General features: G+C 66.0%; 29 protein-coding genes. 14 read left to right on the forward strand and 15 right to left on the reverse strand.

Translation table 11 applies throughout. From position 1 onward, the window contains the following. The first annotated feature begins 7 nt into the window (after window positions 1–7). The 4 genes from N536_RS0128325 (at window position 8) to N536_RS0128340 (ending at window position 4,094) form a co-directional block, all read left to right on the forward strand. Window positions 8–724 (forward strand): maleylpyruvate isomerase family mycothiol-dependent enzyme, encoded by a 717-nt coding sequence (locus tag N536_RS0128325; protein ID WP_029116694.1) that lies wholly within the window; start codon window positions 8–10, stop codon window positions 722–724. Window positions 725–749: 25 nt separating this feature from the next. Then, window positions 750–1,565 carry an alpha/beta fold hydrolase gene (locus N536_RS0128330; protein WP_029116695.1) on the forward strand — a complete coding sequence of 272 codons (816 nt, stop codon included), beginning with the start codon at window positions 750–752 and terminating at the stop codon, window positions 1,563–1,565. A 120-nt stretch (window positions 1,566–1,685) separates the two neighbouring features. Further along, complete coding sequence (locus tag N536_RS39755) at window positions 1,686–3,269, forward strand: metal transporter (RefSeq protein ID WP_155948769.1); 1,584 nt, start codon at window positions 1,686–1,688, stop codon at window positions 3,267–3,269. Window positions 3,270–3,287: 18 nt separating this feature from the next. Beyond that, window positions 3,288–4,094 (forward strand): SDR family NAD(P)-dependent oxidoreductase, encoded by an 807-nt coding sequence (locus tag N536_RS0128340; RefSeq protein WP_029116696.1) that lies wholly within the window; start codon window positions 3,288–3,290, stop codon window positions 4,092–4,094. An 88-nt stretch (window positions 4,095–4,182) separates the two neighbouring features. Here N536_RS0128340 and N536_RS0128345 read toward each other — a convergent pair whose 3' ends face one another. Beyond that, a complete protein-coding gene (locus N536_RS0128345; RefSeq protein WP_029116697.1) occupies window positions 4,183–4,569 on the reverse strand; it encodes a nitroreductase family deazaflavin-dependent oxidoreductase in 387 nt (128 codons plus the stop codon). 85 nt (window positions 4,570–4,654) lie between these two features. Between N536_RS0128345 and N536_RS0128350 the strand changes: the two genes are divergently transcribed. Further along, entirely contained in the window at window positions 4,655–5,233 is a 579-nt protein-coding gene (locus N536_RS0128350) for a TetR family transcriptional regulator (RefSeq protein WP_029116698.1), read from the forward strand. Window positions 5,234–5,241: 8 nt separating this feature from the next. Here the strand turns inward: N536_RS0128350 and N536_RS0128355 are convergent, their stop codons facing one another. From N536_RS0128355 to N536_RS0128375, 5 genes are read right to left on the reverse strand one after another with little or no spacing between them, the layout of a single operon-like run. Further along, window positions 5,242–5,805 carry a pentapeptide repeat-containing protein gene (locus tag N536_RS0128355; protein ID WP_029116699.1) on the reverse strand — a complete coding sequence of 188 codons (564 nt, stop codon included), beginning with the start codon at window positions 5,803–5,805 and terminating at the stop codon, window positions 5,242–5,244. 3 nt (window positions 5,806–5,808) lie between these two features. Continuing rightward, window positions 5,809–6,420: an ATP/GTP-binding protein gene (locus N536_RS0128360; RefSeq protein ID WP_029116700.1), complete on the reverse strand. Its 612-nt coding sequence runs from the start codon at window positions 6,418–6,420 to the stop codon at window positions 5,809–5,811. Beyond that, entirely contained in the window at window positions 6,401–6,799 is a 399-nt protein-coding gene (locus N536_RS0128365; protein ID WP_029116701.1) for a DUF742 domain-containing protein, read from the reverse strand. The genes N536_RS0128360 and N536_RS0128365 overlap by 20 nt, the downstream gene beginning before the upstream one ends. 18 nt (window positions 6,800–6,817) lie before the next feature. Continuing rightward, window positions 6,818–7,225 (reverse strand): roadblock/LC7 domain-containing protein, encoded by a 408-nt coding sequence (locus tag N536_RS0128370; RefSeq protein WP_029116702.1) that lies wholly within the window; start codon window positions 7,223–7,225, stop codon window positions 6,818–6,820. After that, the gene (locus N536_RS0128375) at window positions 7,222–10,041 is read right to left on the reverse strand and encodes an ATP-binding protein (protein WP_029116703.1); all 2,820 of its coding nucleotides are present in this window, start codon (window positions 10,039–10,041) and stop codon (window positions 7,222–7,224) included. The genes N536_RS0128370 and N536_RS0128375 overlap by 4 nt, the downstream gene beginning before the upstream one ends. Window positions 10,042–10,346: 305 nt before the next feature. Between N536_RS0128375 and N536_RS42685 the strand changes: the two genes are divergently transcribed. Further along, the gene (locus N536_RS42685) at window positions 10,347–10,505 is read left to right on the forward strand and encodes a hypothetical protein (RefSeq protein WP_197040257.1); all 159 of its coding nucleotides are present in this window, start codon (window positions 10,347–10,349) and stop codon (window positions 10,503–10,505) included. Window positions 10,506–10,559: 54 nt separating this feature from the next. Then, window positions 10,560–11,024 carry a tRNA (cytidine(34)-2'-O)-methyltransferase gene (locus N536_RS0128385; protein WP_029116704.1) on the forward strand — a complete coding sequence of 155 codons (465 nt, stop codon included), beginning with the start codon at window positions 10,560–10,562 and terminating at the stop codon, window positions 11,022–11,024. Window position 11,025: 1 nt separating this feature from the next. On the opposite strand, the gene N536_RS0128390 is transcribed toward N536_RS0128385, so the two are convergent. Then, window positions 11,026–11,667: a nitroreductase family protein gene (locus tag N536_RS0128390; RefSeq protein ID WP_029116705.1), complete on the reverse strand. Its 642-nt coding sequence runs from the start codon at window positions 11,665–11,667 to the stop codon at window positions 11,026–11,028. 23 nt (window positions 11,668–11,690) lie between these two features. Between N536_RS0128390 and N536_RS0128395 the strand changes: the two genes are divergently transcribed. After that, window positions 11,691–12,104, forward strand: coding sequence for a TIGR03667 family PPOX class F420-dependent oxidoreductase (locus N536_RS0128395; protein ID WP_029116706.1), 414 nt, complete (start codon window positions 11,691–11,693; stop codon window positions 12,102–12,104). Between the two features lie 3 nt (window positions 12,105–12,107). Here N536_RS0128395 and N536_RS0128400 read toward each other — a convergent pair whose 3' ends face one another. After that, on the reverse strand, window positions 12,108–12,836 hold the full coding sequence (locus N536_RS0128400) for an SDR family NAD(P)-dependent oxidoreductase (protein ID WP_029116707.1): 729 nt from the start codon (window positions 12,834–12,836) through the stop codon (window positions 12,108–12,110). A 100-nt stretch (window positions 12,837–12,936) separates the two neighbouring features. On the opposite strand from N536_RS0128400, the gene N536_RS0128405 reads away from it, so the two are divergent. Then, complete coding sequence (locus N536_RS0128405; RefSeq protein ID WP_197040258.1) at window positions 12,937–13,308, forward strand: helix-turn-helix domain-containing protein; 372 nt, start codon at window positions 12,937–12,939, stop codon at window positions 13,306–13,308. A 77-nt stretch (window positions 13,309–13,385) separates the two neighbouring features. Here the strand turns inward: N536_RS0128405 and N536_RS0128410 are convergent, their stop codons facing one another. From N536_RS0128410 to N536_RS0128440, 7 genes are all read right to left on the reverse strand, one after another. Further along, a complete protein-coding gene (locus N536_RS0128410) occupies window positions 13,386–13,628 on the reverse strand; it encodes a hypothetical protein (RefSeq protein ID WP_029116709.1) in 243 nt (80 codons plus the stop codon). A 6-nt stretch (window positions 13,629–13,634) separates the two neighbouring features. Beyond that, entirely contained in the window at window positions 13,635–14,453 is an 819-nt protein-coding gene (locus N536_RS0128415; RefSeq protein ID WP_051574833.1) for an SDR family NAD(P)-dependent oxidoreductase, read from the reverse strand. A 257-nt stretch (window positions 14,454–14,710) separates the two neighbouring features. Then, window positions 14,711–15,511 carry a TIM barrel protein gene (locus tag N536_RS0128420; protein ID WP_029116711.1) on the reverse strand — a complete coding sequence of 267 codons (801 nt, stop codon included), beginning with the start codon at window positions 15,509–15,511 and terminating at the stop codon, window positions 14,711–14,713. A gap of 25 nt (window positions 15,512–15,536) precedes the next feature. Continuing rightward, entirely contained in the window at window positions 15,537–16,310 is a 774-nt protein-coding gene (locus N536_RS0128425; RefSeq protein ID WP_029116712.1) for an N-acyl homoserine lactonase family protein, read from the reverse strand. After that, window positions 16,307–17,638, reverse strand: a complete 1,332-nt coding sequence (locus tag N536_RS0128430; RefSeq protein WP_029116713.1) for a bile acid:sodium symporter family protein — start codon at window positions 17,636–17,638, stop codon at window positions 16,307–16,309. Before N536_RS0128430 ends, N536_RS0128425 begins: the two co-directional genes overlap by 4 nt. 29 nt (window positions 17,639–17,667) lie before the next feature. Continuing rightward, a complete protein-coding gene (locus N536_RS0128435) occupies window positions 17,668–19,131 on the reverse strand; it encodes a gluconate:H+ symporter (protein WP_051574835.1) in 1,464 nt (487 codons plus the stop codon). After that, complete coding sequence (locus N536_RS0128440) at window positions 19,128–20,231, reverse strand: isocitrate/isopropylmalate dehydrogenase family protein (protein ID WP_029116715.1); 1,104 nt, start codon at window positions 20,229–20,231, stop codon at window positions 19,128–19,130. The genes N536_RS0128435 and N536_RS0128440 overlap by 4 nt, the downstream gene beginning before the upstream one ends. Window positions 20,232–20,496: 265 nt before the next feature. Here N536_RS0128440 and N536_RS0128445 point away from each other — a divergent pair, with 265 nt between their 5' ends. Genes N536_RS0128445 through dmpG form a run of 5 tightly spaced genes read left to right on the forward strand, consistent with a single transcriptional unit; the run spans window position 20,497 to window position 25,724 of the window. Continuing rightward, a complete protein-coding gene (locus tag N536_RS0128445) occupies window positions 20,497–21,306 on the forward strand; it encodes an IclR family transcriptional regulator (protein WP_029116716.1) in 810 nt (269 codons plus the stop codon). Continuing rightward, the gene (locus tag N536_RS0128450; protein ID WP_029116717.1) at window positions 21,303–23,015 is read left to right on the forward strand and encodes an IlvD/Edd family dehydratase; all 1,713 of its coding nucleotides are present in this window, start codon (window positions 21,303–21,305) and stop codon (window positions 23,013–23,015) included. The genes N536_RS0128445 and N536_RS0128450 overlap by 4 nt, the downstream gene beginning before the upstream one ends. Then, window positions 23,002–23,745 (forward strand): SDR family oxidoreductase, encoded by a 744-nt coding sequence (locus tag N536_RS0128455; RefSeq protein WP_029116718.1) that lies wholly within the window; start codon window positions 23,002–23,004, stop codon window positions 23,743–23,745. Before N536_RS0128450 ends, N536_RS0128455 begins: the two co-directional genes overlap by 14 nt. Window positions 23,746–23,775: 30 nt before the next feature. Continuing rightward, the gene (locus N536_RS0128460; RefSeq protein ID WP_029116719.1) at window positions 23,776–24,717 is read left to right on the forward strand and encodes an acetaldehyde dehydrogenase (acetylating); all 942 of its coding nucleotides are present in this window, start codon (window positions 23,776–23,778) and stop codon (window positions 24,715–24,717) included. Beyond that, window positions 24,717–25,724, forward strand: coding sequence for a 4-hydroxy-2-oxovalerate aldolase (dmpG, locus tag N536_RS0128465; protein WP_029116720.1), 1,008 nt, complete (start codon window positions 24,717–24,719; stop codon window positions 25,722–25,724). Before N536_RS0128460 ends, dmpG begins: the two co-directional genes overlap by 1 nt. Window positions 25,725–25,743: the final 19 nt, after the last annotated feature.

Genomic DNA, 25,743 nt, shown 5'->3' on the forward strand with positions numbered 1-25,743 from the left:
GAACACACTGGTGTTCAACGACCTCGACGTCGCCGACCGGCTGCTGACCGCCAGACGCGGCACAGCGTACTTCGCGCAACGCCTCGCCGAGCTCGGCGACCGGGAGTTGGACGCCGACTCGCTGCTGCCCGGCTGGTCGCGCCGCCACCTGTTGGCCCACGTCGGGTACAACGCGGCGGCGCTGTGCCGGCTGCTGGACTGGGCGACCACCGGTACCGAGACTCCGATGTATGCCTCGGCCGAGCAGCGGGCCCGCGAGATCGACGAGGGCTCCACGCTGAACGCCGGTGCGCTGCGAAACCTCTTCGCCCACACCGCCGCCCGCCTCGACACCAAGTGGCGGCACCTGCCGCCCGCGGCGTGGTCGGCGCAGGTCCGCACCGCGCAGGGTCGCCTGGTGCCCGCCTCCGAAACGGTGTGGATGCGAACCCGAGAAGTGTGGATCCATGCCGTCGACCTCGGCAACGGCGGCCGGTTCGGCGACTTCCCGGCCGCGGTGTCGAAGTCGTTGCTGGCCGACATCGTGGCTGCGTGGCGCCGCACCGACCGCGGTGCCGGGCTGGTTCTTGCCGTCGAGGGCTGCCAACCGATTTCGATCACCTCGGCAGCCCCGACGACGACCGTCACGGGTCCGCTTCCAGCCGTGGTGCGGTGGGCCGCTGGGCGGGGCACCGTGGGCCTCGACATCGACGGCGACACCAATGGACCGCCACGGTGGCTCTGAGCCGCCCGACAGTGAAGGAACTACCTTGACCGACACTGCTTCTCGGCAACACCACGTCACGTCCGCCGACGGCACCACGATCGCCGTCGCCGTCACAGGGCACGGTCCACCCCTGGTGGTGTCACCAGGTTCGCTGTCAACCGCGCAGGACTGGCAATCGTTGGCCGATGCGCTCGCCCCACACGTCACCACGTATGCCGTGGACCGCCGCGGGCACGGCGCCAGCGGCGACAACCCGGACTTCCACATCGACCGGGAGCGTGAGGACATCGCCGCCGTCCTCGAACTGGCCGGCCCCGACGCCATCCTGCTCGGCCACTCGTACGGCGGCATCGTCGCGTTGGGCCTCGCCCTCACCCGTCCGCCCGCCGCCTTCATCCTCTACGAGCCGCCGGTGCCGGTGGCCGGCCCGGTGGCCGGCGGGGCGCTGGCGCCCTTCGAACGCGCGGTCGGAGACGATGACCTCGACCTCGCGTTGACGCTGGGACTGCGCCACTTCGTCAAGATCCCCGACGAGGTGATCGAGATGCTCCGCAGCACACCGTTGTGGGCGCCGCGCGCCGCGCTGACGCCGGGCTGGGTTCGCGAACTGCGCGCCATCGACGCCTTCGGCGCCGACCTGGACCGGTTCGCCGCGCTCACCATGCCCACGCTCCTGATCACGGGCGAGCTGAGCCCACCGTGGCTGATCGACGCCTCGCTGGACCTTCATCGGGCTATACCGGGCGCTGAGCACGTCGTCATCCCCGGTCAGGCCCATGACGCCCACCTCCTTGACCCGGCAGCGATGGCAGCCTTGGTCCTGAGCTTCGTCGGCGCGCTGGCCATTCGATCCGATTAGGGTAAACCTTTTGGGCCGGAGACTGTTTCGCGTTTACCGGCATGCAGGCGCGGGTAGAGCCGCGACGTGGACGCGATCGGTTTCGTGCGCGATTGCGCGACTCTCCCGCTGAGGACGGCCATGTTCGGGGTCAAGGCCGCAGCGACCGTCGCGACGACGTCCGTCAACCTGGCGACCGCGCCGATCCGCCAAACCACCATCGTGCCGTCCGCGGTGCAGACCGCCGTGCGCGTCGCGTTCGAGAACGTGGGCGGTTCGCAGGTCAGGCGTTGTTACTCAAGCCATGACCGGGCGTGGATCGAGGTGTGCGGGCTGCGCGATACCCCGGGAAGCGAACTGGGCGACGCCGTGCTCGCTGCGGTCAGCCGCCACCCCGGTGTCACGTCGGCGCACCTGAACTACCCGCTGTCACGCGTGCTCGTGCGGTTCGGCGACGAGGGTCCGACCTGTGCGCAACTGTGTGAGTCCGTCGACGCCGCGGAGGCCTCCGCCCGCGCTCGCGGCGGCGGGGCGTCGAGCAGCCGGTCGCCGAATCTGCCGGGTGACGACGGCGTGCTGGCTGCCCGGCTGGTGTCGGCCGGCATCACCGCGGCGGGGCTGTGGGGCGCGGCCGTGGGGCGGACGCTGGGCTTGCCGAGGCTGCCGCTGGTGGTCGGGGCGTCGGTCAGCGTCGCCAAGTATCAGCCCCGGCTGCGCGGGATGCTCGAGGATCAGTTCGGCAAGGCCGGCGCCAGCCGGACACTGGACGCGGCCACCTTCGTCAGCCGAACGGTGGGCCAAGTCCCCGGCGCGTTGGCGGTGGGGCTGGCGTCGCGCCTCGCCCGTGCGGCCGAGACCCGGGCCACCCAGTGCGCTTGGGAGCACTACGAGCCGCTGCTCGCCGACTTCGCGGAGTGCTCGGACGTGTGCCCGCTGCCGGAGCAGCTGAATGCCCGCGGTCCGGTGGAGCGTCAGGTCGACCGCAGCGCGCTTGCCCAGGCGATCGGTGCCGCCGCGGCGGGCATGCTGTCCGGCAACCCCGATGTCGCGGCACGTGCGGCGTTGGTCGCGATTCCCAAGGCCGCCTACTCCACTCGGGAATTCTTCGCGACCACGCTCGGACGCGGCCTGGCGGACGACCGTGCGGCGCTGACGCTACGGCCCGACATCTGGCGAAAGCTGGACCGGATCGACGCCGTGGTGATCGACCCGCGCGTGTCGAGCCAAGGCATCGTCGTCGAGGCGGCACGCTCTGGTGCGGCGGTGGTACCGGTCGACGGCGACGGGCTCGACGATGCGTCGCTTGACGAAACACTCGCGGATACGGTTGCCTCGCTGCATGATTCGGGGCGGTCCGCTGCCGTCGTGACGACCGCTGCGGCGCAGGCGTGCGCGGCCGCGGACGTCGCGGTCGGGCTCATCGGTACGGACTGTCCGGTGCCGTGGTACGCCGACGTGCTGGTCGACGATCCCGCCGCGGTGTGGCGCATACTGCACGCGCTTCGACTCGCCCGCGCCGCGAGCCAGTACGGCGTGGCGATCTCAACCGTCGCCTCCGCGCTCGGCGCACTCGCAACGATGATCCCGGCCGTGCCCGGGCAAGGGCACGGGCCGGGGCCGGTCACCGTGGGCGCAGCGCTCGGGCAGTGGACGGGGTATCGGTTGGCACGCGAAGCACTCCACGCGACACCCCCGTTCGACGATTCGGCCCAAATCTCTTCATAGAGACGCAAGTATCTGCCCATGGCATCTCTTCAGCGATATACGGACCGTCGTGTGCTCGTCACCGGTGGTGGTTCCGGCATCGGGCAGGCGACCGTCCTGCGCGTCTTGGCCGAAGGCGGTCGGGTGGTCGCCGCCGACATCAGCGAACCAGGATTGAAGGACACCGTCGCCAAGGCGCAGGCGCACGGCGATCGGCTCGCCACCGTCGAACTCGACGTCGCCAGCGAGCACTCCGTGCAGGACGGCGTGGCCCGGGCACTCGACACGCTCGGTGGGCTGGACACCCTCGTCAACGTGGCCGGGATCCTGCGGTCGGCGCATTTCCTCGAGACCTCGCTCGCCGACTTCGAGCAGGTCCTGCGCATCAACCTGGTCGGCACATTTCTGGTAACCCGCGAGGCGATACCGGCGCTGCGCAACGGCACCGGCCCCGCCGTCGTCAACTTCAGCTCGACCTCGGCAGCCTTCGCTCATCCCTACATGTCCGCCTACGCCGCATCGAAGGGTGGCGTTCAGGCGATGACCCATGCGCTTGCCTTGGAGTTCGCCAAGGAAGGCATCCGGTTCAATTCGGTTCAGCCCGGGTCGATCTCGTCCGGAATGACCGACGGCACGGGCGAGTCCAAACAGAGCGTCGGCCCCGGGTTGCCCGCCGACGCGGACTATTCGCTGTTCGGGAAGGTGACGCCGATGCTGCCACTGGATGGTGGGGCGATGTTCGCCAAGCCGGACGCGGTCGCCGCCGTGGTCGCGATGCTCGGATCGCCCGACGCCTACTTCGTCACCGGCACGGAAGTCCGCGTCGACGGCGGCACGCACATGTGACGGCACCCCCTGCCCCCCACCACGCGCCGAAACTGCTGGGAGATCGAAATTTCAGCGCTTGAGACGATCTGACAGCAGGGTCGGCGGACTAGCCGCTTTGCACGTCGAGACTCAGGAATTCCGGCGCCTTGATGACCCGCCGAAGCATGAATCGAATGAAAGCCGGCATGTCCGAGGCGGTTTCGTCGCGATAGAGCCGCGGGGCACCAAGCACGTAGTGCCGCCGCCTGCTTTCCAGTTCGCAGCCGCCGGCGGCCAGAACATTGCGCACCCAGTCCGCGTCGGAACCGTACGTCAGCGCGATCACGTATCCACCTTGGCGCCGGAACGCCCACAACGGGGTCCGGAACGTCCGGCCCGACTTACGCCCGCGGTGTATGACGATCGCCCATCCCGGCGCCCACGGAGCGATGAATCGAGTGAGACGGTTGAGCCCAATCTTGTTGGCGCGGGCTACCCAACGCGGTGCTGGCATCTCAAAACTCCTCACGTGTGGAATTTCTATCGTTACGGTATCTCCGCCAATTTCGAAAGTCAACGACTGTAGAATTTCTCGCACCATGGCACGGACCGGACGACCCCGCGGCAAGACCGACACCCGCAACGTGATCCTTGCGGCCGCGCGACACACGTTCGCCGAAGCGGGATACGACAAGACCTCGGTGCGCGAGGTCGCCGCGGCGGCCGGCGTCGACCCGGCGATGATTCGGCACTACTTCGGTAGCAAGGCCGAACTCTTCCGCGCGACGATGGGATGGCCGTTCGAACCGGACCAGATTGCCGACCGAATCCTCGGAGGCGAGCGCGACGAGATCGGCGAACGGCTCACCCGCGTGTTCTTCGAAGCGTGGGAGCATCCGGACTCCCGCGCTCCCCTACTGGCGATCCTGCGCGGAGCGGCCACCCATGACGAGTCAGCGACCCTGGTACGTCAGTTCATTCAGGGCCAGGTGTACTCCCACGTCGCGGCAGGCGTCGGCGGGCCCGATGCGGAACTGCGGATCGATCTCGCGATAGCACAGCTGCTCGGCATCGCCTATCTGCGCCACGTCCTTCGGGTGGAACCGATCGCGTCGACGCCGGTGGACGAGCTCATCCGTAGCGTCGCTCCCGCGATCAGCAAGCACCTGACCCCGTAGGTGGGCGGTCACTCGCCGTGGACGTCGAGGCCGTGCGCGGCGGCGTACGCCAACCCCTGGTTGATGTCGATCTTCGCCCCGCGCAATTTCGCCGTCGTCCAGAGTGTCGGGTCGACGCGCGCGCCCCGCAGATCGGCGTCGTCGAAGCGGGCGTCCTGGGTGCGGGCGCCGCTGAGGTCCGCGCGCCGCAGCACCGCCTTGCGCAGGTCTGCGCCGACCAGGCTGGCCTCGCGCAACCGGCAGTCGGACAGGTCGATCGTGCGGAGGTCACATCCACCCAATACGGCCAGCGTCAGATCGACCTCGACCCACGTCGCCGGACGGATCCGGCTTTCGGTGAACACCGAACCGAGCAGCGTGCAGTGCCGAAACGTGCTGTGCATCAACGACGCCCGGCGAAAGTCACAGTTGCGGAAGGCCGAACCCGAGTGCTCGGACTCCGACAGGTTGACCCCGGCGAAGTTGCACTCGGTGAACACCACGCGTTCGGTCTGCAGCCGGCTCAGATCTTCGTCGCGAAAGTCGTGCCCCTCGAACTCGCGATCCACCCACTTCTCGTCGACGTCGGCCACGCGTCAGCCGGGCAACGAGCTGAGGTTCATCAACGCGTACTCGGTGACGGCGATCAACGCCGCCCGCGCCGAATGTCGATCACGAGCGTCGACGGATACCACCGGGATGTGGTCGGCCAGCGCCAGGGCCTTGCGCACTTCGTGCGGAGGATATTTGCGGGCGTCGTCGAACTGGTTGACCGCGATCAGGAACGGCAGATGTCGCGCTTCGAAGAAGTCGACAGCGGCGAAGCTGTCCTGCAGCCGACGCACGTCGACCAGGATGACCGCCCCGATGGCTCCGCGGACCAGGTCGTCCCACATGAACCAGAACCGGCGCTGACCGGGCGTGCCGAACAGATAGAGCACCAGGTCCTCGGCCAGGGTGATGCGGCCGAAGTCCATCGCCACCGTCGTGGTGTTCTTCATGGGCGTGGCGCTCAGGGCGTCGAAACCCTGTGAGGCGTTCGTCACCAAGGCTTCGGTGCGCAGCGGCATGATCTCCGACACCGCGCCGACGAACGTGGTCTTGCCGACCCCGAACCCGCCGGAGATGACGATCTTGGTGGACGCACTGTCGCGTCGGACGACGCCATGGCCGGAACCCGGGGGGTTCTCAGAGTGCCCGTAGGCCACGCAGCGTCCTTCCTATGAGCTCACGTCGTTCATCGGTGCTCGCCGACTCACCGAGGGTGGTGTGTACGCGAAGGTACCCCTGCATCACCAAGTCGCCGATCAGCACGCGCGCCACGCCGAGCGGCAGGGACAGGCGAGCAGCGATCTCGGCCACGGAAGGGCTGTCGACACCCAACCCTAGGATCTTGGCACGCACGTCATTGCCCGGCCAGCGCGGCGCGGGCCCGAATTCCAGTGTCCTGATTGGCGCTTCGAGGGGCAAGTCGACACGCGTGTTGGTGCGACCCGCCGTCAACGTATACGGCCGCACCAGGTTCGCCTCAGTCCCCGATTCGTCCGACTCCCATGCGTCTCGCACCTCGTCCATCGGGGAGTCCATCGGGAAGTCCATCGCGAGTCACGAGTGTTGCGCGGTACGGCGGGACGATTGAACGACGGTGCCGACGCGCTCAACCAGGACGGCCATCTCGTAGCCGATCTGGCCGATGTCGCAGGATCGGGTGGCCAGCGTCGCCAGGTTGGAACCGTCACCGACGCGCATGAGCAGCAGGTAGCCGTTCTCCATCTCGACGACGGACTGCATCACGTACCCGCCGTCGAAGAGTTGCGCGGCGCCGGTCGACAGGCTGGCCAGTCCGGACGCCACCGCGGCGAGCTGATCGGCTCGCTCGGTCGGCATGTGCTCGCTGGCGGCCATCAGCAGTCCGTCAGCCGACACCAGGATCGCGTGCGACACCCCGGCCACTTCGTTGGCGAACTTCGTCACCAACCAGTCGAGTGAGTCACGCTGGGTCGAACGGGTCATTCGTCTTCTGTTCCTCTGGTTTCTCGGGCGTGGGCGCGGCCTGCGTGTACGCCGCCGAAGTGGTTGCCGATGCTGGCGCGCACGGCTTCCGGATCTCGCGCGGGAAGGGCCGGTCGGCCGTCCGAACTCGGTTCCTCGATGCCATTCGAAGTCCCGTTCGTGCCGTTCGTATCTCCGTTGCGATGCCGACCATTGTGGTCATCGTCCTGGTCGGCGGCGCCGGGCACCAGCCGTGCACCGGGTTCGCGCATCGGCAGACCCTGCTCGGTATGCCGGGCGACGGGAGCTTCCTCGGCCGCGGCGGCCGCCTCCCAGCCCTTGTCCCACACCGTCTGCCAGTCCAGGTCGGTGCTTTGGGCGAGTTCGGTGGGATCGTCGATGAGCCATTCGGACAGCATCTTCTGGAAGATGGCGTCGTCGCTTCCTGCCGTCGATGTCGACGCCGCGGCCAGTTCTTCCGGGACCGGTTCCTGCACCGGGTGGACGCCGTTGGTCGGCGCGCTGGTGGCCTCAGCCCGCGCGGCGAAGAACGCCGCGGTGTTGGTGATCGGCTGACTGGGCCGCTCGACGGGCACCGCGGCCGGAGGCGGGCCCGCGTGCGTCGGCGCCACCGGCGTCTGCGCAGGCATGGAGTCCTCCGGCCACTCGTCCTCCTGCCACTCCGAAACCGGCTCGGGCTCGGATTCGGGCAGGATCGGCGCAGCCGGGATGTCGGCGATGCCGCTCGCACCCGGATTGCGCTGCGGCAGAAGCGAAACCGGGATGTCGGCGTGGCCGTTGCGGTATTCCTCCGGGGCCGGAGGTTGGTAGCCGTTGTCGTCGACGTGCTCCTCGTCGAGGAACAGCGCGGTGGTGATGCCCGCGTGCGCATCGGCGGGCACGCCGTAATCCGGCGTCTCGACCGGCAGTGGCGCCGAACCTCGAATCAGCAGCTGGGCCGGAATGTAGACACCCGCGGTGGTGCCTGAATTCGGCTCCCCCGCGATGGTGCTGCGCAACCGGACGACCAGCCCGTGCTGCGCGGCCAGCCGGCCGACCACGAACAGGCCCATGTGACGAGCGGTGTACGGGTTGACCTCGCCACCGGACTGCAGCCGGGTGTTGGCCACGCGCAGATCGACTTCGGTCATGCCGAGGCCGATGTCGCTGACCTCGATGACCAGCCCGCCGTTGCCTGTGTGCACGGCCGACACCCGCACCTGCGAGATCGGCGGTGAGTAACGCAACGCGTTGTCCAGCAGTTCGGCCAGCATGTGGACGAGGTCACCGGCAACCACGCCGAGGATCTCGCTGTCCGGGGCGACCGCGGTGATCACCCGGGCGTAGTCCTCGACCTCGGAGGCCGCCGCGTTGATCACCGCGCCGACCGGAACGGGGGCGGCCTGTTCGCGCGGCACCCGCGACCCGGCCAGCACCAGCAGGTTCGCGCCGTTGCGGCGCATCCGGGCGGCGAGGTGGTCGAGGCGGAACAGGCTCTCCAGCCGTTCCGGATCGGCTTCGTCGCGTTCCAGCCGGTCGATGAGGGTCAGCTGCTGATCGACAAGCGACCGGCTGCGTCGCGACAGCGTCTCGAACATGTCGCCCACCTGCAGCTGCAGGGTCGCCTGCTCGCCGGCGAGTAGCACGGCCTGCTCGTGGAGTTCGTCGACGGCGTGGGCGACCTGCCCGACCTCCTCGGTGGTGTGCACGGGCAGCGGCTGTACGGGGTCGGGTGCGCCGCCCGAGCGCACCCTCTCCAGCTCCCGCGCCAGATCCTCGTGCGCGACCTTCAGGGCGCTATCCCGCAGCTTGCGCAGCGGGCGGACCAACGTGCGCGCGACCAGCATGACGATGAGCAGCGCGATGAGGATGGCCACGCCGACGATCACGGAGTCGCGGATGGCCTCGGTGCGCTTGGCGGCGGCCTGGTCCTCGACGGCGGTCGAGACCTGCCGGGTGGTCGAACCGATCACCTGACCGGCGACTTGGTTGGTCGCCTGCAGGGATTGGGTCAACTCCGGATTGTTGACCAACGGCACCGCAGGGTCGGACATCATGGCCATCCGCTTGACCATCTCGGCCTGCAGCTTCTGGGCGTCGGGTGAACCGACTCCCAGTACCTGACTCATCCCGAACAGCGTGGACGGCTCGGTGCCGGCCAGCGTGATCATCGAGGTGCGCAGCTCGGGTTCGGCGAGCTCCGCGCCAAGGTTCACCAGCAGCTGCTGCATCATCATCTGGCCGCGGGCGCCGATGGCACGGGACAGGCCGAGCGTCTCGGCCCGGATCTGCTCGTCGTCGACGCGCACCGACCCGTTGATCGCGTCCTCGGCGGTGAGCAGGATCGGTGCGTAGCTGGTGATCCTGTCGCGCAGGCTGATGCCGTTGGCGGTGACCTTGTCCAACAACGCCTGCCCGCCCTGCAGCAGCACGGAGACGCCCTTGCCCACGTCCGGTACGACGTCGGTGTCGGCCAGCCGACTCTGCAGATTGCGCTTGTTGTCGTCGAACGTGGTGAGCGCGGTCTGGACGTCACCCCCCGTGGAGTTCGCCAGCAGCGCGCCCTCCAGCGCCGCCATGTAGTCCACGATCGCGGGGACCATCTCGGCGCGGTCGGCGGCCAGGCGGAGGTCTCTTGCGTCAGTCCAGCCGGAGTACACGCGCAAGCCACCGAAGGTGCCTGCCAAAAGCAGCGGCACTAATACGATCGCAAACACTTTCCATCGAACCGGCCAATTGCTCACCGACCATCTCGATGGCCGCTTGGCGGGTGGTGGCACATTACTCCCGAATTCGGTCGCCGTAGCGACTCGTGGTTGCTGCGCAAACGCGGTCATTGCGGCCCGGCCGTGCTACCCGCGCTTGGTCGGCATTTCATTGATCGCGCTTCATTCATAAGGCTTCCTACTGCTCTTTGCCCACACGTGGGCAGGCGTGGTCCGCCCGGCAATTGGTCGAGTATGACAGCGATCAGCAACCGTTTCCACAATTCTTACTGAACAGACAGAGTTCGTGACCGAGGTGTTGCGAAGTCGTGTGCTATACGAGCAAATGCGGTTGCGGCCATGCGTCGGGAATCAGCCAAACCGAGCGTATGGTCGCTGTGTTCGAATCAGTCATCGCCGCGGTGGGAGGGGACAGCATGCCCGAGAACGAGAAGTTTCAGGTAGATCCGTCGGATGACCCAGCCCCCCGCGTAGGCGGCCACAGGCTGCCGGACGACGCCGACGGGCCCCACCCGCTCGCCGATCCCGCCAACGATCCCACTCCCGGTGTGCCCGGCCACGCGAAGGACGATTGAGGTCCTGCGCTCGACCCATTTAGTGCGACGCTGAGCAGCGGGGGAAACCGCGTCGTGTTCAAAGTGCTGTTCTTCTCGCCTCGGATCGCGCCCAACACCGGTAATGCGATCCGGATGGTGGCCGCCACCGGATGCGAGTTGCATCTCGTCGAACCGCTGGGCTTCGACCTGTCCGAGCCGAAGCTCCGTCGCGCCGGTCTGGACTACCACGACCTCGCGTCGGTGACCGTGCACGCCGACCTGCCGAGCGCGTGGGCCGCGCTGGCGCCGGCGCGGGTGTTCGCGTTCACCGCGCACGCCGGATCGTGGTTCGCCGACGTGGACTACCGACCGGGTGACGTGTTGATGTTCGGTCCCGAGCCGACCGGTCTGGACGCCGAAACGTTGGCCGACCCACACGTCACCGCGCAGGTGCGCATCCCGATGCTGGACGGTAGGCGGTCGTTGAATCTGTCCAACGCCGCCGCCGTCGCGGTGTACGAGGCGTGGCGCCAGCAGGGTTTCACCGGCGCGATCTAACTCACCACGTGTTCCAGTGGGTGAGCTGCTCGGCGGGCAGGCGCTTGGCCGGCCGGAAGTCGGTGCCCTTGGTGTAGGCGATGGGAAAGAGGCCGCCTTGGGAGTACTTGTCGAACGGGATGCCCAGGATCTCGGCGGCCTGCTTCTCGCCGTCGCCCAACAGGTGCAGTGTCGTCCAGGCCGATCCGAGCCCACGCGACCGCAGCGCCAGCATGAAGCTCCACACCGCGGGCAGCAGTGACCCCCAGAACGATGCGCTCAACGCCGCCGGGGCGCCGTCGGGGCGACCCTCCAGGCACGGGATCATCATCACCGGAACCTCGTGCAGGTGGTCGTTGAGGTACTTCGCGGAGTCGACGACCAGCGGCATCCGTTCGTCACGGCTGTCGCCGTACTCGGGCTTGGGTAGGTCCAGATACGACGACGCCGCCGTGCGGTAGATGTCGGCGAGCGCCTTCTTCTCGTCGGCGTCGTCGACGAAGACGAACTGCCACCCCTGCGCGTTCGAGCCCGTCGGCGCCTGCAGTGCCAGATCGAGACACTCCAGCAAAACCTCGCGGGGCACCGGCTTTTCGAAGTCGAGGCGCTTGCGCACCGAGCGGGTAGTGGTCAGGAGTTCGTCGACAGAAAGGTTCAAGGTCACTTTTCGAGGCTACATTCGCAGGCATGAGTGCTGAGCTGACACCAGAAGTCATCGATCGACTGACCGCCGACCACTACGGCTGGCTCACCACCGTCGCGAAGTCCGGTCAGCCCGTCCCGCGGTTGATCTGGTTCTACTTCGACGGCTCCACGCTGAGCGTGTACACGACGCCCGGCGCCGCGAAGGTCGCGCACGTGCAGCGCCACCCCCGGGTGAGCCTCAACTTGGACTCCGACGGCAACGGCAGCGGCATCATCGTGGTCGGCGGCGAGGCGACCATCGACGCCACCGACGTGGACTGCCGCACCGACGAGCCGTACTGGGCGAAGTACAAGGAGTCGGCCGACAAGTTCGGCTTGACCGACGCGATGGGGAACTACAGCACCCGCCTGCGGATCGCCATCGACAAGGTGTGGACGACGCCCACGGAGGGCTAGAGCTCAGACCTGTGCCAGTCCGCCGTCGACGCAGAGTTCCGCGCCGGCCACGAAACTGCTTTCCTCACTTGCCAAGAACAGCGCCGCGGCGGCGACCTCGTCTGCGCGTCCCAGCCGACCCAGCGGAATCGCCGCGGTCAACGCATCACGGACCTCGTCGGAGGCAGCGCTGAACATCGCGGTATCGGTTGGACCTGGACTGACCACGTTCACCCTGATGCCTCGCGACGCCAATTCGGTTGTCCACGTGCGGGCCAGCGCCCGCACCGCAGCCTTGCTGGCTCCGTACACGCCGTAGCCGGCGGTGCCGAGGTCGCCGGCAATGGAGCCGACGAGGACGATGGTGCCTCCGCTGTTCATGAGCGGCAGCGCGGTCTGCACTGCGAAGAGCAGTGACCGGACGTTGAGCCCGATGTGGCGGTCGAAGTGCTCCTCGCTGATCTCGTCGATGCTGCTTGGCTCGGAGATGCCCGCGTTGACGACGAGGACGTCGATGCGTCCGGCCTGTGTGCGGACCGCATCGACGGCGGTGCGAAGGTCGGACAGTTGGCTGGCGTCGGCGACGATCGCGTGCGCCTCGCCGATGTCTTCGAGTGCCTGGTCCAAGTCGTGTTGGCGTCGGCCGGTGAGGTAGACGTCGGCGCCTTCGGCGGCGAAACGTTCGGAGATGGCCAGGCCAATGCCACGTGCGCCGCCGATCACTAGCGCCACTTTGTCGGTGAGTCGGGTCATGTTTTCCGTCCTTCGAGAGTTCCCAAAGCAACGGTATACGTCGTATACCTAGTTTCAAGTACGCACTAGATATAGCGTAGATATGTGCGACTATATCGGCATGACCGATATCAGTGATCCAGCACTGTGTGATGCCCAACGGGCCCGTTTTGCGCTCGACGAGGTCGCCACCAAATGGTCAGTCATGATCCTGACGGTCCTGTGCCCGCAGCCGGCACGGTTCAACGAGATCATGCGGCGCCTGGATGGAATCACCCACAAGGCACTCTCCGATGCGCTCAAGCGGTTGCAGCGCAACGGCCTCGTGCACCGCACGGTGCTCCCCACCACGCCCGTCGGCGTCGAATACCGGATCACCCCACTCGGACTGTCGCTACAAGAGCCCTTCGACGCCCTTTATGCCTGGGCAACTCAACACGCATCGGAAATCGAACGCGCCCAAGCTGATTTCGACAGCGCACGCGACGGCTGAGTCCTTCAATTACCTGAAGTCCCTCGACTTGGACATCACCCGCATGTCGAGCCTGCTCAACCGGTCGGCGACGACGGCTACGCCATGACCTTCTCGCCATGGTCGAAACCATCGCGTTCGTCGCACCGGGTCCGTCCGGAGGTAAGGAATCCGAAATGATTGCCGTACAACCGATTTAACACTTTCTCAGCCGCAGACCGCCCAGCCAGGGCTGGATCGGTGAGTGTCGAGTCGAATGGCCACCAGGACTCCTCCTGACCGCAGCCGTCAGCGGCCGCCGCCTTCGCGTGGTCAAAGGTGAGTTCGTCGGCATACAGCATCGCTCCTCAACCAGCTCGTTGGGTGAAGCCGCCATCCACCATCAATTCCACTCCGGTGATGTATGCGGCCGCATCGGAAGCGAGAAATGCCGCGGCATTGGCGACGTCGAAGGGGTTGCCGTAACGGCCGAGTGGGATCGTCGCTTCGCGCTTGGCTCGCAGGCTCGCTGCGTCGACGTTTCCGAATACCGCCCCGTACCCGTCGTCTGTGGTCGCGCTCTGCATGGGGGTGTCGATGACACCGGGATGGATGGAGTTGGCGCGAATTCCCGCGGCTGCGTACTGCATGGCGATCGTCCGAGTGAATGCTGGGATGGCTCCCTTGGTTGTCGCGTAGGCGATCATCGGGAGCCCGGTGTAGCGGTACCCGGACATGGAACCGATATTGGTGATCACCCCGTAGCGTTGTGCCTCCATGATGGGCAGCACGTACTTGGCGGTCAAGAACAGCGCCTTGAGATTGACCGTGACCACTAGGTCCCATGTCTCCTCAGACAGTTCGACTGGTCCACCGGTCCGCACTATCCCGATGTTGTTGTGCAGCACGCTAATTGCGCCGCCGAAGGAATCCCTGCAGCGATCGACCATGGACGCCACTTCGCCGGCCTTGGTCAGGTCCCCAACGAAGATCTCGGCGACCCCTCCCTCACCGCGTATTTGGTTCTGCGTTTCTGCCGCGGACTCCTCGTTCACGTCCGCCACCAGAACCCGGGCACCTTCGCGCGCATAGGTGAGCGCGGCTGCCCGCCCGTTGCTCATGCCATCTCCGAGCGAACCGCCGCCGGCGACGATGACCACCCTGTCGACTAGGCGTTGGGTCACCATCTCAACGCCCCTGAGACCGCGGACGTGACCGCGGGGCCACGGGGCTGGTGGGTGCGGCCATACCACCATTCTCTTGGCAGTTCTATCAATGTGGCCACAGTCGATTCTCCTTCGCCATCGGCCCACTGGGGCGGTGCCATCTCAGTTGTTCGGCGTGCTGCGAGTGGTATTCGCCGATGGCGTAGCAGCCGACAGGAGATTCCTCGATCTCTCTGACGAGCCAGGCGGCCAGTTTCCGGCAGCGAGGGCCGACGGCGCTAAAGAACATGCCGAGAGGCAGGACTGGGCCCTGACGGGATGTATTCCATCGCGACTTCACCTCGATACCCCCAGACGTCCAACAACTTCAAGTAACAATCGATGTCCAGCGTCCCAGTGCCTGGCTCATGTCGACCAGGGAAGTCGGCGACCTGGACGTGAACGATGCGGTTCACATGTCGACGAAGCACTGCTGCGACGTCCTCACCGTTGGCGGCGAAGTGATACAGATCGGCCAACAGACCCACGGCCCCGTCACGGCCCGCGGCCGCCTCGACGTGCTCGATCACGTCGACCGCCTGTGCCGCGGTGACGATCGGGTAGTCCGTCGCGCCGCTGATCGGCTCCAGCATCGGGACGGCCCCAACCTCGAGGAGGCGATCACTGGCGAGGACGAGGTTCACCACGGCGGTGCGCAGGTGTTCGTCGTCGGTGCAACCGGCCTGGCGCACGCCGAAGGGAACGTTGCACCGCCGAATACCCAGTTGCTCGACGACGCCCGCCAAAACCTCGGTGTGCTCGGCGAACTCGGCGGAACGCGCCGGGTGCGACGCCATACCGCGCCCACCGTCATCGCCGCCACCGAGGGTGAAGTTCATAGCGATTACCTGCCCGCCAGAGCTTTTTACCGAGTCGACGAAACGGTCGACCTCACGATCCCCGGGCACCGTCGAGTCGAATGGCCACCAGAACTCCAGCTTGCGGTAGCCGTCGGCGACCGCCGCCTTCGCGCGGTCGAGCGGAGGTTCGTGGGCGTACAGCATCGTGCAGTTGGCGACGAAGTCGCTGCTGGACGGCATGGGCACATTCCTCTCTGGCGGACGGTCACGCGATCCGCGCAACGATTCCGTTCTCGACCGGAAATCGATGCATCACCGCCGGATCATGGCCGGGGACGATCTCGGCGTCGTCGCTGCGCATCTTGAGCCACTTCAGCCCGGCATACATGTCGGGCAGGCTGGACGCGATGTGGAAGGGCCGCTCCTTCTCGAACTCCTCGTACGTGTGGGAGGCGTCCGAGGCGAGCACGACGGGTCGGCCTGCCGTCTGAACCTCGACGACGATCTGGCCCGGCGTGTGCCCGTTGACTGCGCGGAATGAAACCCCGGGGATATGAGGGTCATCGTCGGGCACCAGGGTGAGTCGGGCTTCGGCCTGCGCCTTGCGCACGACGTCCACCTCGTCGGCTTCGACCGCCGTGCAGAAGATCGGCTGTTCGGCGATCTCGCCCGTCCAGAAGTCGAACTCCGTACTGCCGGCGATGACCTGACTCTCCGGAAACAGGTCCAGATTTCCGATGTGGTCGTAGTGGAAGTGCGTCAGCACCACGTGCGACACCTGCGCGGGCTCCACGCCTGCCGACCGCAGCGCCTGGGGAACCGGTGTCACCAGTTCGCGCCCCCGACGTCGAGCCACCTCCGGGCGGAAACCCGTGTCCACGACGATGGTTCGCGCGTCGTTGCGAACCACCCAGAAGTAGTAGTCGATCTGCACCGGCTCGTCGGCTTCCCGATAGACGTCGAACGAGTGGTAGATCGTCCGCTTCGTCGTGTGCCAGACGCCGTAGCGGACGGCAAGCACTTCGTATCGGTCGCTCATGCCGTCTTCTCCTTGAGGGCGGGCTCGTCGACCCTTTCGGCCTCGTCGGCGTCTTCGTCCGCGGGCGGACGCCGTGACCAGTAGTTGGCCAGCAGTGAGCCGGTGATGTTGCCGAGCGGGCTGAAGACCGCCGCGGCGAGTCCCGCGGTGCCGATCATGTTCATCGAGGCCGCCAATCCCGTTGCCATGCCCCCGTTCTGCATGCCGACCTCGAACGTCACCGATCGGGCGTCGCGTTGATTGAGCCCACACAGCCGACTGCCCCAGTAGCCGAACAGGTAACCGGTCAGGTTGTGGACGATGCCCACTGCGAGGAGGATCAGCCCGACGTCGAGCAGGGCATCACGGCCCGCCGCGGTCGTGATGGTGTTGTAGTACATGATCCCGAACATCGATGCATACGGCATCGCGGTTTCGATCGCGGACAGCGAACCGGTGACGGCCAGGTGGTAGAGCCGCGCGATGACGATTGCTGCGGCGACGTAGCACAGTGATTGGAACACGCCGAGCTGCGTCGCGCTCAGATGCGCAGCGGCCCAGGACCACACCCCGAAGAGCAACGCGACGAGCCACAGACCGGCGATCACGGCAGCCACGTCGACCTTGCGAATCGTGGCCGGGGTCGCGTGGCGCAGGTAGTCCACCAGTAATGCCGCGGCGACGGGGACCAGGGTGATCCGGATGACGTCGAACATCATCGCGACGAAGCTGACGTTGACGATCGTGCCGCCGAACACCTTCATCAGCAGTGGCGTCATCAGGGGCGAAAGGATGGTCGAGAAGGCGGTAATCGTCACGGCCAGAGCGATGTTGGCCTTGGCGAGCAGGCTCATCACATTGGAGGCCAACCCGCTCGAGACGCAGCCGTACAGGATGACGCCCAAGCCGATCTCCGGAGGCAGGTCGGTGAAGTGCACCAGCACCACCGCCGCGACCGGCATCACCGAATAGTGACCGACCAGTCCGACCAGGACACCGCGGGGGTGGCGTGCGACGCCGCGGAAATCGGACAGGTGCATTTGCGTGGCCATCCCGAACATCACCAGCTGGATGATTGTCGTCATCAGGAACTTGCCGCTCAAGTTGACTCCGCCCCAGCTGTGGAACGCCTGCGGGAACAGCAGCGCCGCCACGACGCAGGCCACGATCCAGCCGGTGTACTGGTAGCTCTTGAGAGATTCGAGGGCGCCGATGCCGATCGCGGCACCGAAGACCGCGACCAGGACGGCGGGTTGCCAGATGCCCGCCGAGCCGATCACCAGTCCGAAGATCACCGCCACGACCGCCAGACCCGAAAGGCCAAGACACACTTTCCGTACCATCAACATGTCGTCTCCGTTTCTTGATTCTGGGTGACTCAGAGGAAAGCGCCGAGTAGCAGTACGCCGATACCTGCGACCACTGACACCGTGCAGTCCATGACCGTCCAGGTGCGGAAGGTGTCCTTCACGCTCAGGTTCAGGAATTCCTTGACCATCCAGAACCCGGCGTCGTTGACGTGGGACATGAAGCGCGACCCTGCGCCGATGGCCAAAGCCATCAGAGCTGCCTGGTTGGGACTCATGCCGGCCGCCAGCGGGGCGAGCAGGCCCGCCGTAGTGACGATGGCGACCGTCCCAGAGCCGACGGCGATGCGGATCAGGGCGGCTAGCAGCCAGCCCAGCATCAGGGTGGGCATGCCGAGACCGTGGGCAAGGTCGGCAATAACGTCGCCCACTCCCGTGGCGACGAGCGTGGACTTGAAGCCGCCGCCCGCGCCGACGACGAGAATGATGCCTGCGACCAGCGGAAGCCCGGAGCCCATTACGGAACCGACTCTGGACTTGCCCATGCCAACGCCGAGCCCGAAGGTGAACATCGCCAGGACGCATCCTGCGAACAGCGCCACCGTCGGCTCGCCGATCAGTTCGGCGGCGTGACGAATCAAATCACCCTCCGGCAGAGCCATTTCCGCGATTGCGCGGATCAGCATCAGCACCACCGGAAGGAGCATCGTGACCGCGGTCGCCGTAATGCTCGGCGTCTTAAGGGTGGGCTTCGGAGCCACTATGGTCGGGGCGCCCCCAGCCCGGGGAGTTTTGGCGTCCCGCGTCTCGTCTTTGGATCGCGAATCCTCGCCGAAAAGCAAGGTTTTGACGTCCGGCGATGGCACCCAGCGGGTGAGTAGATTACCCAGCAGAGGACCACCGAGGATCACCGTGGGGATGGCGACGACGATGCCGAACAGCAGGGTTCGGCCCAGGTCGGCGTTGAACGCGGATACCGCCAGCAGCGGACCGGGGTGTGGTGGCAGGAATCCGTTCAGAAGTGACAGTGACGCGAGAGCGGGCATCGCGACCTTGAGAAGCGGTAATCCGGTGCGCCGCACCACCAGGACGATGATCGGAAAGATCAGTACCAGAGCCACTTCGAAGAACAGCGGCAAGCCGATGAGGAAGGCGATACCCCCCATCGCCCACGGGATGGCCCGGTCCGGTACGGCATGCACGAATCGGTCGACGAGGTTGGTCGCCGCACCGGAGACGTTGAGCAACTGGCCGAACATCGCGCCGAGGGCGATCAGCAGTCCGGCGTCGCCGATGGTGCCGCCGAGTCCGTCGGTGAAGCTCTCGATCGTCGCACCGGCACCGAGTCCGGAGGCGATGCCGAGGAAGGCGGCACCGGCGATCAGTGCGATCAGTGGATGCAGCTTGGCCCACGCAATGAGCACGATGATGAGCACGACGCTGCCGATGGTGAGGCCGAGCAGAAGGTCGTCGCCGACCGTGGCCGTCGGATTCCCATCGGCCGCCAACAGTACGGCCATGCTCAGCTCGGTCATACCACGACGTCCGTGGCGACGTTGGCGACTTCGGCTGCCACGGCATCACCGAATTGCGAACAGCTCAGCGTGCCACCGAGATCGGCGGTGAGTCCACCGCCAGCCATGGTGGCCACGACCGCCCGTTCGATGACGTCCGCGGCTGTGCGCAGCGCGTCGTCATCACGGCGCTCGGCCAGCCAATCGAGCATCATGCGGGCCGACACGATGGTGGCAACCGGATTGGCGACGTCCTGGCCGGCGATGTCGGGAGCGGACCCGTGCGCGGGCTGGAACATGGCGTGGTCGTCTCCGATGTCACCCGATGGTGCAAGGCCGAGACCGCCGACCAGCGCGGCGGCAAGGTCGGAGAGGATGTCGCCGAACATGTTCTCGGCGAGCAGCACGTCGTAGCGCTCCGGGTGCAGCACCAGGTTCATCGAGAACGAGTCGACGAGAGCGTGTTCCGTTGTCAGGTCAGGGAATTCGGCCGCCGTCTCGTCGAACACCTTGCGGAAGAAGTGCAGCGACCGGAAGATATTGGCCTTGTCGACACAGGTCACTAGCCGCTTGCCGTCGCTGGGGCGGCCATCGCGTGTCCGGGCCAGCCCCAGCGCGTACCGGCTGATCCGCTCAGTGCCCTTGCGGGTAATGATCATCGTGTCCGCGTAGACGTCGTCACCGACCTGTGCGCCGCCGCCGAAGGAGGCGAACAAACCCTCGGTACTCTCTCTGACCATGACGAGGTCCACGTCGGCCCCGGGCTGGAGTCCGCGCGACCCCGGATAGGTCTTGATCGGGCGGATGCCCGCGTAGAGGTCAAACGCCTTGCGCGCGTTCACGATGAAGTGGCCCTGTACCTCGGTGCCGTCGGGCATCCGGATGTCGGGATGGCCCATCGATCCCATCAAGATGGCGTCGGCACGACGCATGGTGTCCCAGGTGCTCGCGGGCGCGACCTCCAGGGTGCGCACGTAGTAGTCGGCGCCGCCGTCGAGGTAGTCGAGATCGAAGTCAACGCCGGGCACGGCCCGTGCCGCCGCCTCGAGGACCTTGGTCGCCTGGTTGACGATCTCGGGTCCGATGCCGTCTCCGCGAAGAACTGCAATGTGATAAATCACCGATGTTTCCCGTTCTGGGCAGTGCCGCCCGTCTAATCCATGAACTGGGTTCCCCACGGAGCTCATGATTCGGATAGCAATGTGTTGTGTCGTATACCGAAGTATTTGTTCGACTCCGCATACGATAAAGTGATCCACATCTCACAGTCAAGTCCACATGAAATCGCCTTACTACCTCCGCGCTGGTAGTTGACAGCTCCGAGCACATTGGCTTACGTTCATCAGCGAAGCAATAATTCGCAGTACGAATTTTGGGAGCCCGCTGATGACGAATACAGACAGTGGCGCGGTCGACGATGGCGGCTCGGCGCGACGCGACCGGGAGGTCGCCTCGGTGTCCAACGCAATGCGCCTGATCGAGGTGCTGGGCCGCGTGGACGCCTCCGGTGTCAGTGAACTGGCGCGCGAGTTGGAGCTCTCGAAGCCTGCCGTCGACCGGTTACTCAGCACGCTGATGAGCGGCGGCTACGTCGAGCACGTCGCAGAGGGGCGCAAATACCGACTCACCATGAAGCTGGTTGCGGTGGCCAACTCGATCAAGGACCGCACGGGACTCATCGATCTGGCCAGGCCAAAGCTTCTCGAGCTTGCCGAGATGTTCCACGAGACCGTCAACCTCGGGACCCTGCACCGCGGCTCGATCGTCTACGCCGACAGCATCGCCTCCCGCCAAATGTTCCGCATCGAACCGATGCCCGGCTCCGAACATCCCGCCTATTGCACGGCTATGGGCAAGGTCGTGCTGGCGTTCTCGCCACCGGACCAGCTGGACAACTACCTGCGCGACTTTCGGCCGGTGCCCTACACGCGGTTCACCGCGACCACCACTGGCGAGTTGCGCGAGCGCATCGAGAAGGCACGCATCGACGGATACGCCTTCGACGACGGTGAACTCGTCGAAGAGGTGTGCTGTGTCGCGGCGCCCGTACTCGATCCGCATGGCCGGGCCGTGGCGGCCATCTCCATCACCACGATCCGCAGCACGTTCACGAAATCCCGGGACCAGATCACCAAAGCCGTGGTGGAGGCGGCCCGTCAGGTCAGTGATTCCTTGGCGTTGGCGGAGTCGCGGTGAGCCGATCACAGACCTGGTTCGGCGGCCTCGACAAGATCGGGTTCTTTCATCGCTCCGGCATCAAGGCAATGGGCGTGCCCAATCGGATGTTCGATGGGAGGCCGGTGATCGGGATCTGCAATACGTGGTCGCAGCTGACGCCGTGCAACGCACATTTCCGTGAGCTCGCCGAACACGTCGCGCGCGGGGTGTACGAAGCCGGGGGCTTTCCGCTGGAGTTCCCCGTCACGTCGATGGGCGAGACGCTGATGCGTCCCTCCACCATGCTGTACCGCAACCTTGTCAGCATGGACGTCGAAGAGACGTTGCGCGCCAACCCACTTGACGGTGTCGTACTGCTGTGTGGTTGCGACAAGACGACGCCCGCGTTGCTGATGGGTGCCGCCAGCGTCGACCTTCCGACGATCGTGCTGTCCGGCGGTCCGACCCTGCCGGGACGCCGTCGGGGAATGCCGTTGCCGTCGGGTACGGGCACCTACGCCATGTACGACCAGGTGCGCGCAGGCACCATGTCCACTGACGAGTTCGTCGCGGCAGAAGCCTGCATGTGGCGCTCCAACGGGCACTGCAACACCATGGGAACGGCATCGACGATGGCTTCTCTGGTTGAGGCCATGGGCTTGAGCCTGACCGACAACGCCGCCATACCCGCGGTCGATGCGAGGCGCAAGGTGCTGGCCCAGGACACCGGTGTGCGTGCCGTCCAGCTCGTGCGCGAGAACGTGACGATGTCACATATCCTTACTCGGGAGGCGTTCGAGAACGCGATCCGAGTCAATGCCGCGATCGGCGGTTCGACCAACGCCGTCGTGCACCTACTCGCCCTGGCCGGGCGCATCGAAGTGCCGTTGAGTCTGGATGACTTCGACAGCGTGGCCGCAGGCACGCCGCTGATCGTGGACCTGGTGCCGTCTGGCAAGTACCTGATGGACGAGTTCTTCGATGCCGGAGGACTGTCGGTGGTGATCGAAGAGCTGGGTGACCTGCTGCACCGCGACGCGCTCACCGTCACGGGAAAGACGTTGGAGGACAACGTCGAGGGTGTCACATCCTGGGGTTCGCCGGCGATCCGGACACGGGAGAATCCGCTGCAGCACGACGCCGGCATCGCCGTCTTGCACGGCAACCTGGCCCCTGACGGCGCCATCATCAAGCCGTCGGCCGCCACAGCCGAGTTGCTTGTTCACCGCGGGACGGCGGTGGTCTTCGAGGACATCGACGATCTGAAGGCCCGGATCGACGACCCCGAGTTGCCCGTCGACAAGGACTCCGTCCTCGTGCTCAAGGGGGCGGGCCCACGCGGATATCCCGGTATGCCGGAGATGGGCAACCTGCCGATACCCGCAAAGCTGTTGCGGCAAGGGGTGACTGACATGGTGCGCATTTCCGATGCCCGGATGAGCGGTACCGCGTTCGGTGCAGTGGTCCTGCACGTCGCTCCAGAGGCTGCGGCGGGTGGACCGCTGGCATACGTGCAGGACGGCGACGTGATCGAACTGGACGTGCCTGCGCGTCGACTGCATCTGGACATCGCCGAGGAGGAACTGGCCAGCCGTCGCGAGACCGCGCAGCTGTCCGGTGAGCGCAAGCGGATCGAAGGGGGCTACGTGCAGCTGTATCTCGAGCACGTCACCCAAGCCGACACCGGTGCTGACTTCGACTTCCTGCGCGGCAGGCGTGGCGCAGGGGTACCCCGTGCCAGCCACTGACCGACCCGTGTCGGTGATCACCGGGGGAGGCAGCGGTATCGGCCGCGCAGCCGGAATCGCCATGGCGAAGGCGGGACATCACGTGGTGTTCAGCGGAAGGAATACCGAAAGATTGAATGAGAGCGTCGATCTGGCGGGTTCCGGCGAGGCAGTGGTGCTCGACGTCACCGACGAACAGGCGGTCGAGGCAGCCTTCGCCGACATCGCGCGGCGAATCGGACGCCTCGACGTGTTGATCAACTCGGCCGGTGCGTTCGGCACGCAGAAACCAGTGACCGAGACCTCGCTGCAGGACTGGACGCACACCATGGACGTGAACGTCACGGGATCCTTCCTGTGCGCCAAGGCCGCGATGCGGATCATGGCGGCACAGGATCCGCGGGGCGGCCGCATCATCAACATTGGCTCGGTTTCGGCTCAGGTACCGAGGCCCCATGCCGTGCCCTATACGGCAAGCAAGTTCGCGATCACCGGCCTGACCCGGGCGTTGGTGCTGGAGGGACGCGACTGTGACGTCGCGGTCGGCCAGATCGACGTCGGCAATGCCGCCACCGCGATGACGGCGAGTTTCGGTTCCCTGCGGGCCGACGGCACCATCGAGTCGGAGCCGAAAATCGATGTTCGACATGTCGCTTCGACGATCGCGCACGTGGCAGCGCTGCCCACGGACGTCAGTGTCCCATTTCTCACCATCATGGCGACCCGCATGCCGTTGTTGGGCCGTGGCTGAGATATCCGACCACAGTTGGGAGTTCAGGCAATGACTACGAAGATGGCGATCATCGGCTCGGGCAACATCGGCACGGACCTGTTGATCAAGTGTCTGAGGGGATACCAGAACCTGGAGCCGGTGGCGATGGTCGGCATCGACCCGGACTCCGATGGTCTGGCTCGCGCCCGCAGATTGGGTGTCGCCACCACCGACAAGGGCGTCGCCGGGCTGATCGCGATGCCGGAGTTCGGTGACGTCGACATCGTCCTGGACGCGACGTCGGCGAAGGCGCACGTTGCCAACGCCGAGGCGCTGGCGCCCTACGGCAAGCAATTGCTCGATCTAACGCCTGCGGCCATCGGCCCGTACGTCGTCCCGGTGGTGAACCTCGAAGCGCATCTCGAGGAGAAGAACCTCAACATGGTGACGTGCGGTGGCCAGGCGACGATCCCGATCGTCCACGCCATTTCACGGATCTCCCCTGTGCCATATGCGGAGATCGTCGCCTCGATCGCATCGCGATCCGCCGGTCCCGGCACACGCGCCAACGTCGACGAGTTCACCGAGACGACGTCGAAGGCGATCGAGCAAGTGGGTGGGGCGCGGCGCGGCAAAGCCGTGATCATCCTCAACCCCGCCGAACCGCCGATGCTGATGCGGGACACCGTGACCGCCATCATCGAGGAGTACAGACCGGAGCAGATCACTGCCTCGGTTCTCGAGATGGTGGAGCGGGTCGCCCAGTATGTGCCCGGCTACCGGCTGAAGCAGAACGTTCAGATCACGCCGATACCCGATGACGAACCGCTTCGGACCCTCTTCGATGCGCAGCCCTGCGACCGGTGGAAGGTGTCGGTGTTCCTCGAGGTGGAAGGTGCCGCGCACTATCTGCCCGCGTACGCCGGAAACCTCGACATCATGACCTCAGCGGCTCTCGAGGTCGCCAACCGTCTCTCGCAAGAGACCGACAAGCTGAGCGGAGTCGCGTAATGACAACCAAGGTCTTCGTTCAGGACGTGACGCTGCGAGACGGCATGCACGCCATCCGGCACCGGATCGGTATCGCGCCGCTGGTGAAGATCGCGGCAGCCCTCGATGCAGCAGGCGTGGACGGTATCGAGGTGTCGCACGGGGACGGATTGGCGGCGTCCACGCTGACCTACGGGCCGGCGAGCCACACCGATGACGAGTGGATCGCCGAAGTCGCCGCCGTGGTCACCAACGCACGCCTGACCACGTTGCTGATCCCCGGCATCGGCACCATCAGGGATCTCGAGCGCGCCTACGATCTCGGCGCGCGGTCGGTGCGCGTGGCGACGCACTGCACGGAGGCCGACGTCGCTCCTCAGCACATCGAACGCGCGCGTGAGCTCGGGATGGATGTGTCCGGCTTCCTGATGATGTCGCATTACCTGCCGCCGGATGAGCTGGCCAAGAACGCCAAAGTGATGGAAGACGCTGGTGCGCATTGCGTGTACGTCACCGACTCGGCGGGCCGGCTCACAATGGACGGGGTGCGGGACCGCGTTCGCGCCTATCGCGCGGTGCTCGAACCGGAGACCGAGATCGGTATCCACGCCCATGAGAACCTCTCGTTGTCGGTCGCCAATTCGGTGGTGGCCGTTGAAGAAGGGGTGTACCGGGTCGACGCATCGCTGGCCGGACACGGTGCCGGCGCGGGCAACTGTCCCATCGAGCCGTTCATCGCAGTGGCGAACCTGCTGGGTTGGCAACATAACTGCGACTTGTTCGCACTCGAGGATGCCGCCGATGATCTCGTCCGTCCTCTTCAGGACCGGCCCATCCGAGTCGACCGTGACACGCTCACCCTCGGCTATGCGGGCGTGTACTCGAGTTTCCTCAGGCACGCCGAGAAGGCGTCGCGCGACTACGAGGTCGACATGCGTGATCTGCTGGTCGAGGTCGGCAAACGAGGCCTGATCGGCGGCCAGGAAGACATGATCGTCGACGTGGCGTTAACGATGGCCTCGCGCTAGGCATGATGGGGACACGGCG

Source organism: Mycobacterium sp. URHB0044 (assembly GCF_000620625.1).
Taxonomy (GTDB): Bacteria; Actinomycetota; Actinomycetes; order Mycobacteriales; family Mycobacteriaceae; genus Mycobacterium.

Bases quoted from the DNA above. Each gene is read 5' to 3' on its own strand.
- N536_RS0128425 (WP_029116712.1), bottom strand. From the start codon at position 16,310: ATGAGCGACCGATACGAAGTGCTTGCCGTCCGCTACGGCGTCTGGCAC.
- dmpG (WP_029116720.1), top strand. From the start codon at position 24,717: ATGACAACCAAGGTCTTCGTTCAGGACGTGACGCTGCGAGACGGCATG.
- N536_RS0128370 (WP_029116702.1), bottom strand. From the start codon at position 7,225: ATGACCCGTTCGACCCAGCGTGACTCACTCGACTGGTTGGTGACGAAG.
- N536_RS0128400 (WP_029116707.1), bottom strand. From the start codon at position 12,836: ATGACCCGACTCACCGACAAAGTGGCGCTAGTGATCGGCGGCGCACGT.
- N536_RS0128415 (WP_051574833.1), bottom strand. From the start codon at position 14,453: ATGGTGACCCAACGCCTAGTCGACAGGGTGGTCATCGTCGCCGGCGGC.
- N536_RS0128420 (WP_029116711.1), bottom strand. From the start codon at position 15,511: ATGCCGTCCAGCAGCGACTTCGTCGCCAACTGCACGATGCTGTACGCC.
- N536_RS0128460 (WP_029116719.1), top strand. From the start codon at position 23,776: ATGACTACGAAGATGGCGATCATCGGCTCGGGCAACATCGGCACGGAC.
- N536_RS0128395 (WP_029116706.1), top strand. From the start codon at position 11,691: ATGAGTGCTGAGCTGACACCAGAAGTCATCGATCGACTGACCGCCGAC.
- N536_RS0128430 (WP_029116713.1), bottom strand. From the start codon at position 17,638: ATGTTGATGGTACGGAAAGTGTGTCTTGGCCTTTCGGGTCTGGCGGTC.
- N536_RS0128405 (WP_197040258.1), top strand. From the start codon at position 12,937: ATGACCGATATCAGTGATCCAGCACTGTGTGATGCCCAACGGGCCCGT.
- N536_RS0128375 (WP_029116703.1), bottom strand. From the start codon at position 10,041: ATGACCGCGTTTGCGCAGCAACCACGAGTCGCTACGGCGACCGAATTC.
- N536_RS0128365 (WP_029116701.1), bottom strand. From the start codon at position 6,799: ATGGACTCCCCGATGGACGAGGTGCGAGACGCATGGGAGTCGGACGAA.
- N536_RS39755 (WP_155948769.1), top strand. From the start codon at position 1,686: ATGTTCGGGGTCAAGGCCGCAGCGACCGTCGCGACGACGTCCGTCAAC.
- N536_RS0128410 (WP_029116709.1), bottom strand. From the start codon at position 13,628: ATGCTGTATGCCGACGAACTCACCTTTGACCACGCGAAGGCGGCGGCC.
- N536_RS0128435 (WP_051574835.1), bottom strand. From the start codon at position 19,131: ATGACCGAGCTGAGCATGGCCGTACTGTTGGCGGCCGATGGGAATCCG.
- N536_RS42685 (WP_197040257.1), top strand. From the start codon at position 10,347: ATGCCCGAGAACGAGAAGTTTCAGGTAGATCCGTCGGATGACCCAGCC.
- N536_RS0128350 (WP_029116698.1), top strand. From the start codon at position 4,655: ATGGCACGGACCGGACGACCCCGCGGCAAGACCGACACCCGCAACGTG.
- N536_RS0128340 (WP_029116696.1), top strand. From the start codon at position 3,288: ATGGCATCTCTTCAGCGATATACGGACCGTCGTGTGCTCGTCACCGGT.
- N536_RS0128345 (WP_029116697.1), bottom strand. From the start codon at position 4,569: ATGCCAGCACCGCGTTGGGTAGCCCGCGCCAACAAGATTGGGCTCAAC.
- N536_RS0128445 (WP_029116716.1), top strand. From the start codon at position 20,497: ATGACGAATACAGACAGTGGCGCGGTCGACGATGGCGGCTCGGCGCGA.